This window comes from Shewanella sp. 1311, from assembly GCF_059338235.1.
Genome location: NZ_CM181686.1, coordinates 4784596 through 4800081 on the forward strand (window position 1 = coordinate 4784596; position 15486 = coordinate 4800081).

The 15486-nt window shown below is 43.8% G+C and carries 18 protein-coding genes; 13 read left to right on the plus strand and 5 right to left on the minus strand.

Translation table 11 applies throughout. From position 1 onward, the window contains the following. Positions 1–16: 16 nt before the first annotated feature. The 4 genes from AC5YB3_RS21095 to AC5YB3_RS21110 form a co-directional block, all read right to left on the minus strand. Positions 17–364 carry a hypothetical protein gene (locus AC5YB3_RS21095; protein WP_494526104.1) on the minus strand — a complete coding sequence of 116 codons (348 nt, stop codon included), beginning with the start codon at positions 362–364 and terminating at the stop codon, positions 17–19. Between the two features lie 139 nt (positions 365–503). After that, complete coding sequence (locus AC5YB3_RS21100; RefSeq protein ID WP_494526105.1) at positions 504–866, minus strand: hypothetical protein; 363 nt, start codon at positions 864–866, stop codon at positions 504–506. Positions 867–1410: 544 nt separating this feature from the next. After that, positions 1411–3396, minus strand: coding sequence for an NACHT domain-containing protein (locus tag AC5YB3_RS21105; protein ID WP_494526106.1), 1986 nt, complete (start codon positions 3394–3396; stop codon positions 1411–1413). A 178-nt stretch (positions 3397–3574) separates the two neighbouring features. After that, complete coding sequence (locus AC5YB3_RS21110; protein WP_494526107.1) at positions 3575–4342, minus strand: XRE family transcriptional regulator; 768 nt, start codon at positions 4340–4342, stop codon at positions 3575–3577. A 130-nt stretch (positions 4343–4472) separates the two neighbouring features. Between AC5YB3_RS21110 and AC5YB3_RS21115 the strand changes: the two genes are divergently transcribed. The 4 genes from AC5YB3_RS21115 (at position 4473) to AC5YB3_RS21130 (ending at position 6602) form a co-directional block, all read left to right on the plus strand. After that, positions 4473–4712, plus strand: a complete 240-nt coding sequence (locus AC5YB3_RS21115; RefSeq protein ID WP_494526108.1) for a helix-turn-helix transcriptional regulator — start codon at positions 4473–4475, stop codon at positions 4710–4712. A gap of 30 nt (positions 4713–4742) precedes the next feature. Next, a complete protein-coding gene (locus AC5YB3_RS21120) occupies positions 4743–5366 on the plus strand; it encodes a toxin YdaT family protein (RefSeq protein WP_494526109.1) in 624 nt (207 codons plus the stop codon). Between the two features lie 5 nt (positions 5367–5371). After that, complete coding sequence (locus tag AC5YB3_RS21125; RefSeq protein ID WP_494526110.1) at positions 5372–5698, plus strand: hypothetical protein; 327 nt, start codon at positions 5372–5374, stop codon at positions 5696–5698. A gap of 166 nt (positions 5699–5864) precedes the next feature. After that, the gene (locus tag AC5YB3_RS21130; RefSeq protein ID WP_494526111.1) at positions 5865–6602 is read left to right on the plus strand and encodes a hypothetical protein; all 738 of its coding nucleotides are present in this window, start codon (positions 5865–5867) and stop codon (positions 6600–6602) included. A gap of 150 nt (positions 6603–6752) precedes the next feature. On the opposite strand, the gene AC5YB3_RS21135 is transcribed toward AC5YB3_RS21130, so the two are convergent. Further along, complete coding sequence (locus tag AC5YB3_RS21135; protein ID WP_105252723.1) at positions 6753–7016, minus strand: hypothetical protein; 264 nt, start codon at positions 7014–7016, stop codon at positions 6753–6755. Between the two features lie 160 nt (positions 7017–7176). Between AC5YB3_RS21135 and AC5YB3_RS21140 the strand changes: the two genes are divergently transcribed. From AC5YB3_RS21140 to AC5YB3_RS21180, 9 genes are all read left to right on the plus strand, one after another. After that, entirely contained in the window at positions 7177–7968 is a 792-nt protein-coding gene (locus AC5YB3_RS21140) for a helix-turn-helix domain-containing protein (protein ID WP_494526112.1), read from the plus strand. Then, the gene (locus AC5YB3_RS21145; protein ID WP_494526113.1) at positions 7965–8648 is read left to right on the plus strand and encodes a replication protein P; all 684 of its coding nucleotides are present in this window, start codon (positions 7965–7967) and stop codon (positions 8646–8648) included. The genes AC5YB3_RS21140 and AC5YB3_RS21145 overlap by 4 nt, the downstream gene beginning before the upstream one ends. Then, positions 8638–8862, plus strand: coding sequence for a hypothetical protein (locus AC5YB3_RS21150; protein WP_006082025.1), 225 nt, complete (start codon positions 8638–8640; stop codon positions 8860–8862). Before AC5YB3_RS21145 ends, AC5YB3_RS21150 begins: the two co-directional genes overlap by 11 nt. After that, on the plus strand, positions 8863–10131 hold the full coding sequence (locus tag AC5YB3_RS21155) for a tyrosine-type recombinase/integrase (RefSeq protein WP_494526114.1): 1269 nt from the start codon (positions 8863–8865) through the stop codon (positions 10129–10131). Between the two features lie 60 nt (positions 10132–10191). Beyond that, on the plus strand, positions 10192–10407 hold the full coding sequence (locus AC5YB3_RS21160; RefSeq protein WP_006082023.1) for a helix-turn-helix transcriptional regulator: 216 nt from the start codon (positions 10192–10194) through the stop codon (positions 10405–10407). Beyond that, complete coding sequence (locus AC5YB3_RS21165; protein ID WP_006083861.1) at positions 10397–10756, plus strand: hypothetical protein; 360 nt, start codon at positions 10397–10399, stop codon at positions 10754–10756. The genes AC5YB3_RS21160 and AC5YB3_RS21165 overlap by 11 nt, the downstream gene beginning before the upstream one ends. A gap of 321 nt (positions 10757–11077) precedes the next feature. Beyond that, positions 11078–13387 (plus strand): type I secretion system permease/ATPase, encoded by a 2310-nt coding sequence (locus tag AC5YB3_RS21170; RefSeq protein ID WP_494526115.1) that lies wholly within the window; start codon positions 11078–11080, stop codon positions 13385–13387. After that, complete coding sequence (locus AC5YB3_RS21175) at positions 13384–14793, plus strand: HlyD family type I secretion periplasmic adaptor subunit (RefSeq protein WP_494526116.1); 1410 nt, start codon at positions 13384–13386, stop codon at positions 14791–14793. The genes AC5YB3_RS21170 and AC5YB3_RS21175 overlap by 4 nt, the downstream gene beginning before the upstream one ends. Before the next feature lie 191 nt (positions 14794–14984). Next, a complete protein-coding gene (locus tag AC5YB3_RS21180) occupies positions 14985–15485 on the plus strand; it encodes a hypothetical protein (RefSeq protein ID WP_494526117.1) in 501 nt (166 codons plus the stop codon). Position 15486 lies beyond the last annotated feature (1 nt).

A 15486-nucleotide genomic window follows, 5' to 3' on the forward strand; every position in this document is an offset into this window, starting at 1 on the left:
TTTTGAATCAGCAGTTCTAAGCTGCAGCTTCGCCGTTAAACACCACCAGATTGATGATGGGTTTCTTGGTTTTGGGGTTCACCTTGTCCGACAGCTTGTGATAGCGAATATGCACATCGCGGTGGGCTTCTTGGGTCATGGCTAACACGATATATTGCTGGCACAGCGCGGGCGTCGATAACGAATGCGACAGGCGTTGTGGCTTCATGGTTTCAAACAAGTGCTGCGCCATATCATCCAACTTGGCTTGGTACTCCGCAGGGCTCAGTTGACGGCGGTTAGGGTGCGCGCCCACAGAGGTGCTGCACTTTTTGGCCGCTTGATTTTTCGCTAAGGTGATGGACACGCCGTAAACAAAAAACATAAATGCCTCCAACAAGGTGAAACTGTCGCTGTTATCGTTACAGGGATATGGACCATCACCCCTTGGTTGCTTTGCCTTGGCTGCTTTGTCTTGATTAACTAAATCGTGAATGTGCGCGGCGGCTCTGCGGCTCTTCTGCTCAGCGGCCGACGGGCGCGGCTGTCGTCATCGTGTGCAGCGGATGCACATTAGTGACGGCTTGCGAGTCGTTACGCCACACCATCACCTTGCCGTACAAACCTTGTTGGGGCTCAGTAAAGCGCAGGCAGAAGTTGAGCCCGAGTTCACCCGTGTGGCGGATGAACTGGCGGTAAAAGGCAGCGCTAGGGTGGTGATAGGCAAAATGCTTGACCAACTCGGCGCATCGGGCTTGCACCCGTGGGCAATCCATCGGATCTGTGTGGCCCTTAGCCAGCGCCATCAAGCAGGCAAAACGTATTGCAACCAGTAGACGAAACTCATCGCGTTGCTTAGGTGTGGTATGAACTTTCGCTAGAATCATTTCCTTGTCCTCGGTAGTGCCCATTGGAAGCAAAGCTCGAAAGGGCGAACAGTCGTTTATGGTTCAGAATGTCAGTGCTTGGGGTTAGCTTTCTGCTGGGTAGTTTTACCTCTAAACAATAATCACGTATTGTGATTTGGTTGTCAACACGGTTTGTGTTTAATTTTATCGATTGTGTTTAAAAAGTTTGAGTTTAGAGGGCTTCAGTGAGTGATCGGTCGGTCGAATGCGGGGCATACCATAAGCTTGTATGGTGTGTAATGCAGAAAACTGCTTTGTCGGAATTAAATAGAAGTAAAATTAGTTAAGTGGTATCTTATAATAATTAATAAAACTCTTATATATATGCTAGGGGTATTAAGAGTTAGCCATAAAGTGATTTGTGCTGATGAAGTGTAAATTATACTAAATAAAATGCATTAAGTGCGATTTAGGGTAATACAAGCTAGGGCGTTAAAGTTTTAATTGGCTAAGTGTAGTTGGCTAATATAAACTGTGATAGTGTATAAAGCCAACAACTTTATTTTGTATTATATTTCATCTTTCAAAAGAATTGATCCATAGTTTCAGTAAATTCTTCTTCTTTTTTAACTTTTTCAATAATACTATTAATTTTTTCATTTGATAATATCTTAGGAAGAAAGTCATTATCAAAATTTTCTGAGTTATTTAAATTAATTACTATATCTAAAAGACTTGTGATGTCTTTTATTTTAGTTATCAGTTCATAATTCAAATCATTCCATTTGTCAGTGCCTAGAACTTGTAGAAGTATATTCATTTCCTTTTTACTTGTCTTGGTTGTTAATATTTCTTCAGAGTTAACTTCATCAGAGATAGATTTCCATGCACATGAATGAAAGTTTGATTTTACATCAGTGTAGGTAAAGGCGATGAAATATCCTTTGCTATTTAACACACCTTCTCTCCAAGTTGATGTATGATATCCTTCATTAACTAGAACCATATCATTTGGGTTTTTAAAAATAGGTCTGCTATGTCCTTTTAAATTTACTTTATATTTACTCTGCTGCCATATTCCTATTTTGCAATTCCTTCTTAGTACTAGAGATTTTAGTGCTAATTCAAATTTGTTTTCATTCTTCGCTATATTATTTTCGATAGCTATTTTTGCAAAATGATAAGTGATAACACTATCAAATAAAGATGGGTTCAATTCAAAAAGAAACTCAAAGGTTTTACTAAAGCTAAAAGCTAATCTACTATTAAATAACTTTTCGAGTAATTCACGACTAGATTTATCAAAGAGTATGTATTCTGCAGAGAAATATTCCAATAATGTTTTATGGAAAAATTTTATTTCTGTTCCTTCTCTATGCATTAGTGGTACTGAAACAAGTAGATCATCTAGAAAATTAGAAGCAGAGCTAGGAATAATAGAACTTATAGATACGGCTTTATCTATATATTTAGTTGCATCACTCCAACTCTCAAAAGAAGTTTTTCTATTTAACATCATGAAATAGCACATAGCACGTACAAGTTTTCTAAAATCTTCGAAATCTAATTTCGATTTTTTTTCTCTTCCATATCCATTTTTATTTATTAAATCATGCCCTTTGTATAATGCATGGTAAATTTCTTCATAAAATGTACATATTTTTTCTGCAATAGATTTATTAACGCCGAATGTTCGATATAATAATGATACTAAAAGTGGGCTTTCGATAAATTTTTCAGGAACATTACTAATCTGTGCGGTTAAATCTACACCAACGCTTAAGCTAGATATTTTATCGTATCTATTAAGTAAAGAGATTGCTTGTCTCTTTGAAAACGGTTTAAATCTTAAAGTCTCTGCTTTAACTATATCTGGTAAGTTTTCTTGCGGCCTAGACGTTAATAAGATTATATTTTCGCCCCCTTTTAATGATAGCTCATTTATCTGATTAGATAGTTTCTCTTGGCAATCTAATGGTACTTCGTCAAAACCATCAATGATGACATAAAACTTGCCAAGTTGAAGTAGTTTATAAAATAAATTACGGTCAAATGGCTTGCCGGGAAAGTCTAATTCCATCACTAGATTTTCAATTAAACTCTGATCTTTATTTACTTTTCTTAGCTCAAAGAAAATTGGAATTCTATTAGACTTAAATAGTAGTGATGCAACTATGAATTTTGAAAAAGTGCTTTTCCCCATGCCTGCGCTATCAATTATGAGACATGATTTAACCTTCTCATCAATTAAGTTTTGTAAATCAACTTCATTATCATCTATTAAATTATTGTAGTGTAGTCTACCTAAAACTAAAGGCTCGTATGCTTCAAATATCCCTAATTTTAGTAACGGAAATGCAATTGAAGTAATTTCACTAACCCGTAGAGCTAGCTTTGTAAGGTATTCATCCATTACTTTCGAAAGGGTATCTGGGTCAAGTTGTCCTTTCAGTTCCTTTTCATTGGCCCACAACTTCACCTTTTCAATTTTCGTTGCAAGAAGAGCATTTATAAAACCAGCTGCAGGTTTTAATGCTTCTAATGCTATTTTATCTTCTATTCCTGGCAAAGTACTCTCCTTGATACATGAAATAAATATAACTTTCTGTTTGTTTTGGTGTTTTTGTTGTAACTTGCTTTAAAGTAATATTGAACATGTAAGATTATTTTTGACAATATTTTATCAATGTCAAAATTTGAAAGGAAAAATTAAAATAAGCTATTTAAATTTTAACTAAATGGCGACCTTAATTATTCCAAGTATTTAATACAGACCACCAAAACACCCAACCTATGATTTTTATCTCGTTAAGGTGCTCTGGATTGATGAACTCATCAGGGTATTCGTCGTTGTTATAGCTTTTGATACGAATCCCGCCACCTGGCATACGGTAGAGCATTTTTACTCTTAACATACCGTCGTGATCAATGGCGTACATTTCGCCATCAACAATATTCTTTTTACTGGTATCGACACCAACTGTGGTGCCATTACGTAGGACGGGTAACATGCTGTTGCCGGAAACGGTGACACAGGCGGCATGTTGAGGATCAACATTACTCTTTTTTAGGGTGGACTTGGCAAAACGAAGTTTGCAGCCACCATTTTCTTGCACGAAAGTTGATCCATTACCCGCAGCTAATTCTACTTCACGAAAAAATGGCAAAGCTACTTCATCATCCTTAAGCGGTGTATCACCATCCCATAGATCAAAACCAGCATGCCATTCGGCATTCGATTCACGTGTAGTTCTATTCTGAGGAGTATTTACAGAGTTATTTGTTTCACTGGAATTACCATAAAGAATTTCTGCAGGACTAACACCAAGCACTTTTGCCAATATTTCTGCATCGATAGCACTAACTGCGCGAGTACCTGCCTCATAGTTACCAACGCGAGATTGTGATTTCCATCCGCAAAGGTTTGCCAGTTCTGCTTGGCTTTTAATGCCTGCATTCATACGAAGTCGTTTGATATTTTGTCCAACTCGTTTTTTTAAATCTTCAGATCCCATTATAACCACCAACGATAAAGTCTTGTTTTAAGAATATCACGATATGTGATAATTGATTTTTTCGTTTTGTGTTTACTTGTAAACACAATTCGTGTTTAATGTGGTTAAATCAACATTGAGACTGGATAGCATGAACAATATTTCCACTTATCGTAAGAAAGCCAATTTGTCTCAATCTGAGCTGGCTAAAGCAATCGGCAAGACTCAAGGGGCGGTTGGTAACTACGAGGCAGGTATTAGGAACATCGATCTAAGTACCTGCTGGGAAATAGTAAGAGCGATTAACCAGTTGGGTGTTGAATGCACTTTTGCTGATGTTTTCCCTGAACCATCAGGTGACACCAATAAAGTCGTTTCGCTTGCCATTTAATTGAAAGTTAACAGAGAGAGGCTTATTAGCATGAAAACCAATTCACGTAAAAAAGATAGCCGTTTGAATTTGTTGATGAAAACGATTCATCGGGTGTTGGAGTTACCCAAGATGACGCGCTTTGCGCTGGCGATAGATTTTGTTGCGGCGGTTGAGCGCCTCGGCCTGAGTGAGGTGTTGGCGGCGGAGGGCATTAGCTTTGCGAGCAGTCAAGACGTGCACAACGATGCGCGGATAAATGCGCAAAAGCTGTTCCGTTGGCTCGGCCAGTACGAGGGCCAACATCCGCAGGCGGATCGCTTGTTTCATGTTGAGCAAGCATTGGTGGCGGCATTGCCCGAGCATTTGCGGGTGCAGTATCTCAACGATGTGTTTGGGTGCACTGGGGTGACTGTGATTGCTGACCGCATGAATGATGGCCATGTGTTGCATGTGGCCGATATGGCGGCATCGCTCACCAAAGAGAACGCCGAGGCGCAAGTGGCGGTGATCCATTTGGGCAATGAGCCCAAGCGCGAGCAGTTAGTGGCGGCGCACCGCGAATTAAAAGAGTCGGCGGCGACCACGCAAGCCAGCATGGCGGCGTTAGAGCTGGCGTATCCGTATTTAGCGAGTCATGGCGGCAAGGCGGCGCAATACGCGGCCGAGAAGTGACAGCGATGCCGCAATCGAACCTAAACATCAATGTTATCGCCCGCGCTAAAACCGAGCTGCATCAGCAGTTGATCCGCTTGGGTGACATGATCGGCGACGGTTTGCACTTAGAATCCGATGGCAAATGGATTGCGAAAGAGTATGTAAAAGTGGCGCGGGCGTTAGGTTATCGGCCTAAACGTGCTAATCACAGCGCACAGATTAATGCGGTAATGCTTAAGCGGGTGGCTGATGTGCCGTGTGGCCAGTGCGGTTTGGCTTTAAAGCAAACCAAGTCGGGCTCAAAACGCGCCGTGTGTGCCAATGGGCATAAATGGCAGTTGTTGAAATGACTTGGTGAAACGACTTGTTGAAATGAAAGAAGGGGTGAATGACATGTTCACAAATCAGTTAAGTGATAACTGGGCGCGTAAAAAACGCCGTTATCCCGATGCCCGCCACAGTTTGGCGACCGATGCGGGCTTGATACCTAAGATCATGAAGTGAGGAGGATAAACGATGTTTGATCCTGAATGTTTAATTTGTTGTTTGGAGGGCGGCGCCGCGTGTTCGGTACATGGGCAAGTTAGCCGTGATGATGGGCCCGCCGTGGCCGCGCTTACCGAAATGGAAACCGCGCAAGTGACGTTACTCGTGATGCAAGCAAGGCAGTTAATGCTTAAGGCGATGGCGCTTAAATCTAAGTCGAACATGCCTAATAGCACTGAGCCTAACGCCAAAGATCTTAGCGCGGCAACCTCTGAGCGGGCCCCGTTAAGTGGCGTGAACATGGGCAAAGACATTGCCTGTTTTCATGGGCATACCACGGCGGAGTTGTTTAGGCGAACGCAGGTGGGCCGAATGGTTGAGGTGTTAAGGAACTGCGATGAATTGCAGCATAGTCGCCCTGAGCGTTGGGCGGTTATCGCGACCGACATAGTGGATAAGGTGTTGTTGGGCAATGGCAAGCAGTTGTTGCTGCCGACGGTGAGCATCGATTGGATTATGAATTATCTGCTGATGGAAGAACAACGCGCGGAACGTTCTATTGCGCTATTGGCGGCGGATGTAGGCGCGGCTGATGCGAGTGCGGTTGATACGAGTGCAGCTAATGTGAATGCAATAGCGAAAAGCCGCAACGTGCACATTCAACGGCGTGATTTTTTTAGCCAGTTGCGCACTAACTTGGCGCACAAGGTTTACTTGCTTGGCAGTGAAGGCGAGCGAGCGGAGGGCAACGGGACGCATTGCAGTTGACCCGTTGTTGTAGACATAAGAAAGCCCGCTGAAGTTTTGGCGACCGATGCGGGCTTAATACCTAAGAGAGGCATTGACATATTACTGAAGCAGAGGGGGGAGGTCAAATTTGGATTTTGCGCTGAGTGGTTAGTGATTCGGCTTGGTGTTTTATTCGAGAAGGAGCTGCTGTTGAGCCGTCTCAAGATTGCAGCAGGAGGCTTCTACATAAGCGAAATATTCAGCTTGAGTGGTTTTGTTGAAGATGAAATAACCGCCGAGTACATCCAGCTGTCCGTAGATGATGTGGCCAATTTCAAAGCTTTTTGGATTGTAAATATCCATGACGCTGATATTGCCATTATCAAGTTTTACTGCAATACGGCCGCAGTTTTGGCTTATTTCAATAACGGTTCCATATGTTTTTTTTGACATGACAAGTTTGGCTCAAATAGCTGTTTTTATTGATTAATTAAGTCATCTGAAGTTTTGGCGACCGATGGGGCTTAATCACTAAGAGAGGTATTTATATGTTAGGCAAGCATTTTTATTTCGTCAATTTTGAGCCGTGGGTTGCTCCGTTTGGGGGTGACTTATGAGCATGGAATTGATGGTAAAAGCGATGAAGGCCAAGGTGGGTAATCCACTGCGCAAGTTGGTGTTGATCAAGCTGGCTGATAACGCCAATGACCAAGGCGAATGCTGGCCGAGTTACCAGAACATTGCTGAGCAGTGTGAGATAACCCGCCGCAGTGTAATGAACCACGTAAAAACGTTGGAGGACGACGGCTTTTTACGGCGCGAATATCGCAAGGGCGAGAAGGGTAACTCCACCAATATTTTCCACATTCGTTTTGAGCCGATGGCGCCAAAATGCAAGGGAGACGCCGCTGTATTAGGGGGTGAAGCAAATTCACTATCCCCCAATGGCGCAGATTTACCCCCTAGTGAATGTGGTTCACCAGCTAGTGAACGTGGTTCACCACCCCTAGTGAATCTGGTTCACCCAGAATCTATCAATCTTGAATCTATCAATGAATCTTTAAAAGACTCTTGTCCAGCAACGAGTGCTAAGTCGGTTTTCAATGCGTTTTTCAAAGCCTATCCCGCCCATCGCAAAGGCGGCTCGGATTCGGCTGCGTGGAAAGCGTGGAAGGCCGAAAAGCTGACCGACGCCGATTGCGTGCTGGCGGTGAGCTGGTTGAAGGACGCTGCGGCGCAGGATGCGAGTTGGGGCTTTAGTGCGAACGGCCAGTTTGTGCTCGGCATTACCAAGTTTATCCGCGAACGCCATTGGCTAACGCCGTTGCCAAGACCGATGGGTACCGCGGTTGGGCAAGTGGATTGGAGTTATGCGGTATATGACCCAGAGGACCCCTTGATATGACAGCCAACCAAAATGCGAGCATGAAATCACTGCAGACCTTAATCCGCCAGCCGCTGGTTGGGCAGGGGCGTGTTAGCCAACCTGAGCCCACGGCAATGGACATGGCGATTGTGGACAGCGTGTTTAGCAAGTTGCGGGTGTTGTTCCCCGTGAGTGCACCGCGGCCTGAGGACGAAGCGACCCACAAAGCCGAGTGGCTTAAAACCTTGGCGGCGCAGGGGATTGCCAGCCGTGAGCAAGTGCAAGCGGGGCTGAATCGCGCGAGACGCGAGCAGGGCGATAGGCAGTTTTGGCCGACACCGCGCCAGTTTGCTTTGTGGTGCCAACCTACGGCCTGTGATTTGGGTCTGCCCAAGTTAGAGGCGGCGTTTAAGGAGGCAACGCGCCATTACCATCATCCTGATAAGCATACGTGGAGCCATGATGTGGTGCGCTTAGCGGTGCGTGAGACAGGCAGTTGGATGTTCGCGACTGGGCTTGAAAAGGACGTGTTAATGACGTTTGAGCGCAATTACAAAGTCTTATGCAGACGCTTTAGCCGTGGCGAGTTGACCGATGTTGAATTGCCAAAGGCACTACCTGAAACGGTGACGCGGCCGACTGAGCCGGCCAAGGCGAAATCAATTATTGCCAATTTACGTGCAAACTTTGGGCTTAAGGGGGCAAACGATGGCAACTAAACCACTGACCCAGCGCGAACGTTTGATGCGCATCATCACAGGCAAACGGTTTTGGACCCTGTTTGAAATCCAGCAAGAGAGCTTTAACCGCTTTGGGGTTCACGACAGTGAGACAGCCTTAAGTGCGCGGTTTCGGGATATGCCGATGAACCAGCGGGTAAAACGCATACGCTCGGGTACCCATCACACCTTTGAATATCGGTTGGAGGGTTAGATGGCGCAGGTGATGACAGCAACAGGCGTAGAGCAAGGCAAGTTGAACGATGCGGTATTGCGCCGTTGGCTGCGGGCAGGGATAACGCGAGACTTTCGGGACACGCAGTTTCCGGCGGTGCGGTTACGGGCCTCGACCGATAGACGCCAAGCCTCGGTGTATTTAGTGATGAACGAAGCGGGCAAAACCGTGTGGCAAAAGCAGGGCGTGTGGCCAGTGATGTGCTTGAAGACCTTTTTAACCGAGTTACCCAGTTTGCTCGCCAAACGCAGTATGGGCCAAACGGTAATCAGCAACGAGTTTGCCACTGTGGCGCAATTACTGGCGTGGTTTGTGAGTCATGTGGAATGCAACCGCACCTTAAGCAACAGCTGGCGCAGTAACTGTAAATCGTTAGTGAGTAAACATCTCAGCGGCTGCTTTGGTGAGTTACCACTCAATGAGCTGAACTTTATCGCAGTGGACAGTTACTTAATCAAACCCATGTTGGCGCAGGGCTACTCGGCCAATTACATCAAAGCGGCGGTGAAAGTGTTAAAGCGGGCGTTATCGGTTGCGGCCGATTTACGGGTGTTAGACAGCAATAGCTTGGCGGGGTATCGGGTGCAAATGAGTTTGAAGATGCCGCCTTTGGTGGGCACGCAGTTAAGCGAGTCGGATGTGGGCCCGTTATTCAGCGCATTGCGAAATGCAGCAAGACCGGTGGCCATGCTGTTTGTGCTGATGTTGATGTTCGGTACCCGCATTGGTGAAACCCGTTTAGCCAGATGGGACCACTTTGCCGGCGATTACTGGTTTATTCCCGCCGAGAATGCCAAGAACCGTCAAGAGCATCGCTTACCTATGACGCCGACAGCCAAGAAGCTCATTACCCATTACGCCCAGTGGCAATACACGCATGTGGGCAAACGGGCGTTTTTGTTCCCAGGCGAAGTGGGGCCGGTGAGCATTCGCACCGCGCAATATTGGAGTGAGACGATTCGGTTTAAGGCGTTTACCTCCCATGCATTAAGAAAACTGTGCCGCACCATTATTGCCGACATGGGCGTAGATACCATGGTGGGTGAGCGGATATTGAACCACACCTTGCCATTGCTGCTGCGCACATACGTTAACAGCACCTTAGATAAGGGCATGTTGATGGCGTTGGATGCCTACCACGCACACTTAATCACACTGGGGTTTGATGATGTGGCGCCCGAGATTATGCGCCAATCGACCACTGAGACGAGCGAGCCGGACGAGCCAATGTTAGTGGGGTGGTTATGACAATAACGATAACAATATCAATTAGCACAACTGGGTTATGGACTTCACGCAGGAGGATTTATGGCTAATCGCGCCGCGGATGTATTGAAAGTGGGGCGCCGTTTACGGGGCATGACCCAAGACGAAGTGGCTGAGATTTACGGCATTAGCCGCAACACTTACCAACGTTGGGAAAATGGCCGTACTACTGCGCCCTATGACGATGTGACATCGATATGCCTTGATGTGTTTAAGCTTTCGATTGAGAAGATAAATGAGGTGGCCAATGGGCTTTAGCGATGAACCCGAGCAGAGGATGAACATTAAGGCGTTGCGGTTAGGGCTGTATCGCTGGGGCCGGTATTGGGTGCACCAAGAGTTGGGCAAGGGGTTTTCGAACCGCAGCGCCTGCGACCGTTTAGGTGAAGCGCTGGGCGGCGGCAACTTAAAGCACGAACTCAACGTGCCTGCCCACGTCGCTCATTTTGACCACCTCGTTGAGCAGTTATCCATTAACTGCAAACGCGCCATCCGCGCCCATTACCTCTGCAAAGAGCAGTGGGCCTTAATGGGATTTGACAGCAAAAAGTCTTACATCTTCTGGCTAAGAAAAGCCGAAATGGCACTGCTGGATAGGATGAATTAGAAGGATGTTTAGTGGTGGCTTGGGGAGCGAAAAAGCACGGGAAGGGGATTGAATATCGAGGCCGCAGATGCGGCCTTTTTGTTGGGTGGGATGAGTGATTAATGGTACTACAACTGTTAATTAATGGTTTTATGTGTTTGTTTTTTGTAAATATTGTTTTTTGGCTGATCTTAAAACTCGCTGTTCATCAAGGTGATATTGACATTTTTGCGCGTTTTCGCCTATTGTCCTGAATTGTTTGTGTATTTTATGTTTAACTTGATATTTTTAGTGGTGTTTTTCACTTTGTAGTATCTTTTAAGAAATTCAAGGATTGAAATTTTGAGTAGTACTGTAACGGATTCAGGTCTTCATTCACTTGTTGCAATTGCGCGATTTCACCAGTTACCAGCAGAACCTGAACAACTTTTTCATGAGTTTGGTTTACCGGGTCAATGTTTTACTGATACGGAGATATTGTTAGCTGCGAAAGCGCTGACGTTAAAAGCAAAACATTTGACGTTGTCCATTGCCGAATTAAAAAATGGCGTTTTACCTGCGATTGCAAAAGACAAACAAGGTCACTACTTCATCATTGCGAGATTGTCTTCGGATTGCCTTGTTGAGAGTGAAAATTTGACTGATGAGTCGCAACATAGTAGTGAACAAAACTCAAAAAAACAAAGCATTTTGATCCACGATCTTAGTAAAAGTGCACCAGAGACAATATCTGTAGATGAATTAAAAAACCGTTGGTCTGGTGAACTTATCGCCTTAGTTCGGCGACAAGGTTTCGGCGAGAGTTTACAGCAGAAATTTGATATTTCTTGGTTTATTCCCTCTTTAGTAAAATATAGAAAGCTCTTTAGTGAAGTGTTAATTGCTTCATTCTTCTTACAAATATTTGCCTTGGTTATCCCTCTTTTTTTTCAAGTGGTGATGGATAAAGTATTAGTTCATCGGGGATTCACTACTCTTGATGTATTAGCTGTTGGCTTTTTTGTCGTGGTTGTATTTGAGGCGATATTAGGCGGTATTAGAAATTATACTTTTAGCCATACGACTAACCGTGTGGATGTAGAGCTTGGTTCGCGATTGTTTCATCACTTATTAAGTCTACCACTATCGTATTTCGAATCTCGGCAGGTTGGTCAAAATGTCGCGAGAGTTCGAGAGCTGGATACCATCCGTAACTTCATTACCGGAACTGCGCTCACTTTAGTTATAGACCTCCTGTTTGTTTTCGTGTTTCTAGCGGTGATGTGGTATTACAGCCCAACATTAACTTGGATTGTGTTAGGAAGTATTCCATTTTATGTGCTGTTATCGATATTTATTACCCCCATTCTACGCCGCCGCCTTGATGAAAAGTTTAAGCATGGTGCAGCAAATACGGCATTTTTAACTGAATCTATTACTGGTATTGGTACCGTTAAGTCGATGGCTGTAGAGCCACAGATGCGAAGAAAATTAGAAGATCATCTTTCAAGTTATGTTCATGCCTCATTTCGTAGTCAAAACCTAGGCAACATAGCAGGTCAAATCGCAGGACTCATTAATAAGCTTGTTACCTTAGGTATTATCTGGGTGGGTGCGCATTTAGTTATTGATGGGCAAATAACAGTGGGCCAGTTAGTTGCATTTAATATGCTTGCAGGTCGTGTGAGTGGACCTATTTTAAAACTGGTTCAACTTTGGCAAGACTTCCAGCAGGCAGGGATCTCGATTGAGCGTTTAGGCGATATTCTTAATACGCCTAAAGAGCCTGGCTTCAACCCCAATCGTTCGCGTTTACCCTCGCTACAAGGCGCTATTACTTTAGACCATGTTCGTTTTAGGTACCGAGCCGATGGTCCAGTCATTCTGAATGAGATTAATCTCCAAACTCGCCCAGGTGAAGTGGTTGGTATCGTTGGGCGTTCAGGCTCTGGTAAAAGTACCATCACTAAGTTAATACAAAGGCTTTATATACCTGAATCAGGTCGTGTACTTGTAGATGGTGTTGATTTATCAATGATCGATACCGCATGGCTCCGTAAGCAAATTGGCGTTGTGCTACAAGAGAACTTTTTGTTTAACCGAACGATCCGAGAAAACATTGCATTGACTGACCCGTCAATTTCAATGGAACGTGTTGTTGCAGCAGCGAAAATGGCGGGAGCTCATGAGTTTATTGTTGAGCTACCAGAAGGCTATGACAATATGGTTGGAGAGCAGGGCAGTAATTTATCCGGTGGTCAGAGGCAAAGATTGGCAATTGCCCGCGCACTTATTGGTAATCCCCGTATTTTGATTTTTGATGAGGCGACCAGTGCCTTAGATTATGAGTCAGAGCGTTTAGTACAAGACAATATGGCGCGAATTTGTAAAGGTCGAACGGTATTTATCATTGCCCACCGACTAACCACTGTGCGCCAATGTGATCGCATTATCGTGATGGATAAGGGGCGGATTGTAGAGCAAGGCGATCATCAAGGTTTGATTTCGTTAAATGGCTATTATGCCAAATTATACAGCTATCAAAGTCGCACACCTAATTTACATCCAGTGGAACCCGATGCTTCGTCTATGCCTAAGGGCCGAGCCGCCTCTAATGGTGATAGAGCCATGCTGGAGGCTTCAGCGTTACAGCATGCCGAGGATAGATCATGAATGCTTGGGCAATTTTCAAAGATGCATGGAAAAATCGAGGCAAGTTAGGTGATGGAAATAATAGTCGTGACTTAGCCGCATTTCTGCCCGCGGCACTCGAAATACAAGAAACCCCACCTAATCCATTAGCACGTAAGTTGGGTTGGAGTCTGCTTATTTTACTAGTAATAGGGATTACTTGGGCCTGTTTAGGTGAAGTTAATATTGTTGCCTCTGCGGAAGGGAAAATTATCCCGAGTTCTAAAGTAAAACAAATTCAGCCGTTAGAAAAAGCAGTTGTGAAAAACATCTTGGTACGTGAAGGGCAGTATGTGGAGCAAGGTGAGCCTTTAATTGAGTTAGATAGTACATTGACATCAGCAGATGCGAAGCGTCTAACAAGCGAGCTACATTCAGCAAGATTGAGTTTAGCTGGAAGCCAGGCTTTGTTAGTGATGTTAACTAGAGACATTAATTTAAATAGTACAGATATAACCTCTTTCGTTTTCCCTGAGGTGGCGAATGCTTCGCAGATAGAGATAGACCTGCATAAGCGCTTAATATGGCAACAATGGCTTCAATATCTGGCCCAGTGGCGCATGCTCCAAAGTAATTTATTACAAACGCAAGCAGAACAAGCTGCCAGTGGTGAGGTGATCGCGAAGCTAGAGCAAATCCTGCCCATTATTACGAAGCGAGCCAGTACGATGAAGGGATTGCATCGCCAAAATTATGCCTCTGAAAATGATTTTTTGGCACTGGAGCAGGAGCGTATTCAGTATACCCATGACTTAGCTGCTGAACGTCAGAGACTTAAGCAACTCGAAGCGTCTGAATCAGAAGTCCGTCAACAATTTAATACGTTAAAAGCCCAAACATCGGTCACTGAACTGACCAAAATACCGCAAATTCAACAGCAAATTGCCTCATTACAAGAAGAGTTAGCCAAAGCTATTGATCGAAATCAAAAACAAATCCTCTATGCCCCTGTTTCAGGTCAAGTTCAAGAGTTAATCATAGGGACTATTGGTGGCGTTGTGACTGAGGCGCAGCAATTGATGTTGATCGTACCTGATGAGGTGCAACTTGAAGTCGAAGTATTTCTGGATAATCAGGATATAGGTTTTGTACGTGAAGATATGCCTGCTGAAATCAAAATTCATACCTTTCCCTTCACTAAATATGGCGTGATCGATGGAGATGTTTTGTCTGTTTCGAATGATGCCACTCTCGATGATAAGCGGGGGTTGATCTACGGTATGCGCCTAAAAATGAAACAGAGCACCATTATGGTCGATGGTAAAGAGATTAGGCTGATGCCTGGCATGGCTGTTACGGCTGAAGTACAAACGGGTAAGCGACATATTATAGAGTTTTTTATGGCGCCTTTACTTAGATATAGGCAAGAAAGTATTCGAGAAAGATAGAATAAAAGTAAAGTGAAAGCTTCTATTTTTACTATATGGATAAAATTTTAATTATACGGTTCTAATAAATAACGGAACAGAAAATTCATGATGGTCGCTAACTTTAGTTAGCGAGGGAATTGATGGTTTTATGTCTTGTTATTTTATTTATTAGTGTGGTTTTTCTTTTTATATCGTGGTTTGGAGTTTTTATGTTTAAATGGAAGTTAAATAAAGTTAACGAGTTATATTTCGTCTCGTTATTGCCTTTAGTGTTATCTGTTTTTTATTATTATTTTGAGATGTTTTTTGGAATCACTTTATATCAGGATTTAACTGGAAGTCTTTTAAAACTTTCGACATTTTCAAATAATATAAATCTTTATACTGAAACTCCTAGGTTTTGTCAGGTGTCATTTTTTGTTCATATTATCGCTTTTCCTGTACAGTCAATATATTGGTGGGTGACAGGGCCTAAGTATGTTGATATTTCACGTTTTAAGAAAACTTGGCATTTTGAACTAGGTACTTTCTTTATGGCAGCGTGTACTTTTAGCCTTTTGTTTATACCTGCCATGCAAGTAGGTATGATAAAAAATCTAGTGCCACTTTATAGTAATGTAATTGTTTTCTATCTGGTTTTCCTTATGCCTGTATCACTATCATCTTTACTGATAACACGCTATGTAAAATCGAAAACATATAAGAAGTAAA

Coding starts and splice junctions, on each gene's coding strand:
- AC5YB3_RS21095 (WP_494526104.1), bottom strand. CDS start 364: ATGTTTTTTGTTTACGGCGTGTCCATCACCTTAGCGAAAAATCAAGCG.
- AC5YB3_RS21100 (WP_494526105.1), bottom strand. CDS start 866: ATGATTCTAGCGAAAGTTCATACCACACCTAAGCAACGCGATGAGTTT.
- AC5YB3_RS21110 (WP_494526107.1), bottom strand. CDS start 4,342: ATGGGATCTGAAGATTTAAAAAAACGAGTTGGACAAAATATCAAACGA.
- AC5YB3_RS21115 (WP_494526108.1), top strand. CDS start 4,473: ATGAACAATATTTCCACTTATCGTAAGAAAGCCAATTTGTCTCAATCT.
- AC5YB3_RS21120 (WP_494526109.1), top strand. CDS start 4,743: ATGAAAACCAATTCACGTAAAAAAGATAGCCGTTTGAATTTGTTGATG.
- AC5YB3_RS21125 (WP_494526110.1), top strand. CDS start 5,372: ATGCCGCAATCGAACCTAAACATCAATGTTATCGCCCGCGCTAAAACC.
- AC5YB3_RS21130 (WP_494526111.1), top strand. CDS start 5,865: ATGTTTGATCCTGAATGTTTAATTTGTTGTTTGGAGGGCGGCGCCGCG.
- AC5YB3_RS21135 (WP_105252723.1), bottom strand. CDS start 7,016: ATGTCAAAAAAAACATATGGAACCGTTATTGAAATAAGCCAAAACTGC.
- AC5YB3_RS21140 (WP_494526112.1), top strand. CDS start 7,177: ATGAGCATGGAATTGATGGTAAAAGCGATGAAGGCCAAGGTGGGTAAT.
- AC5YB3_RS21145 (WP_494526113.1), top strand. CDS start 7,965: ATGACAGCCAACCAAAATGCGAGCATGAAATCACTGCAGACCTTAATC.
- AC5YB3_RS21150 (WP_006082025.1), top strand. CDS start 8,638: ATGGCAACTAAACCACTGACCCAGCGCGAACGTTTGATGCGCATCATC.
- AC5YB3_RS21155 (WP_494526114.1), top strand. CDS start 8,863: ATGGCGCAGGTGATGACAGCAACAGGCGTAGAGCAAGGCAAGTTGAAC.
- AC5YB3_RS21160 (WP_006082023.1), top strand. CDS start 10,192: ATGGCTAATCGCGCCGCGGATGTATTGAAAGTGGGGCGCCGTTTACGG.
- AC5YB3_RS21165 (WP_006083861.1), top strand. CDS start 10,397: ATGGGCTTTAGCGATGAACCCGAGCAGAGGATGAACATTAAGGCGTTG.
- AC5YB3_RS21175 (WP_494526116.1), top strand. CDS start 13,384: ATGAATGCTTGGGCAATTTTCAAAGATGCATGGAAAAATCGAGGCAAG.
- AC5YB3_RS21180 (WP_494526117.1), top strand. CDS start 14,985: ATGTTTAAATGGAAGTTAAATAAAGTTAACGAGTTATATTTCGTCTCG.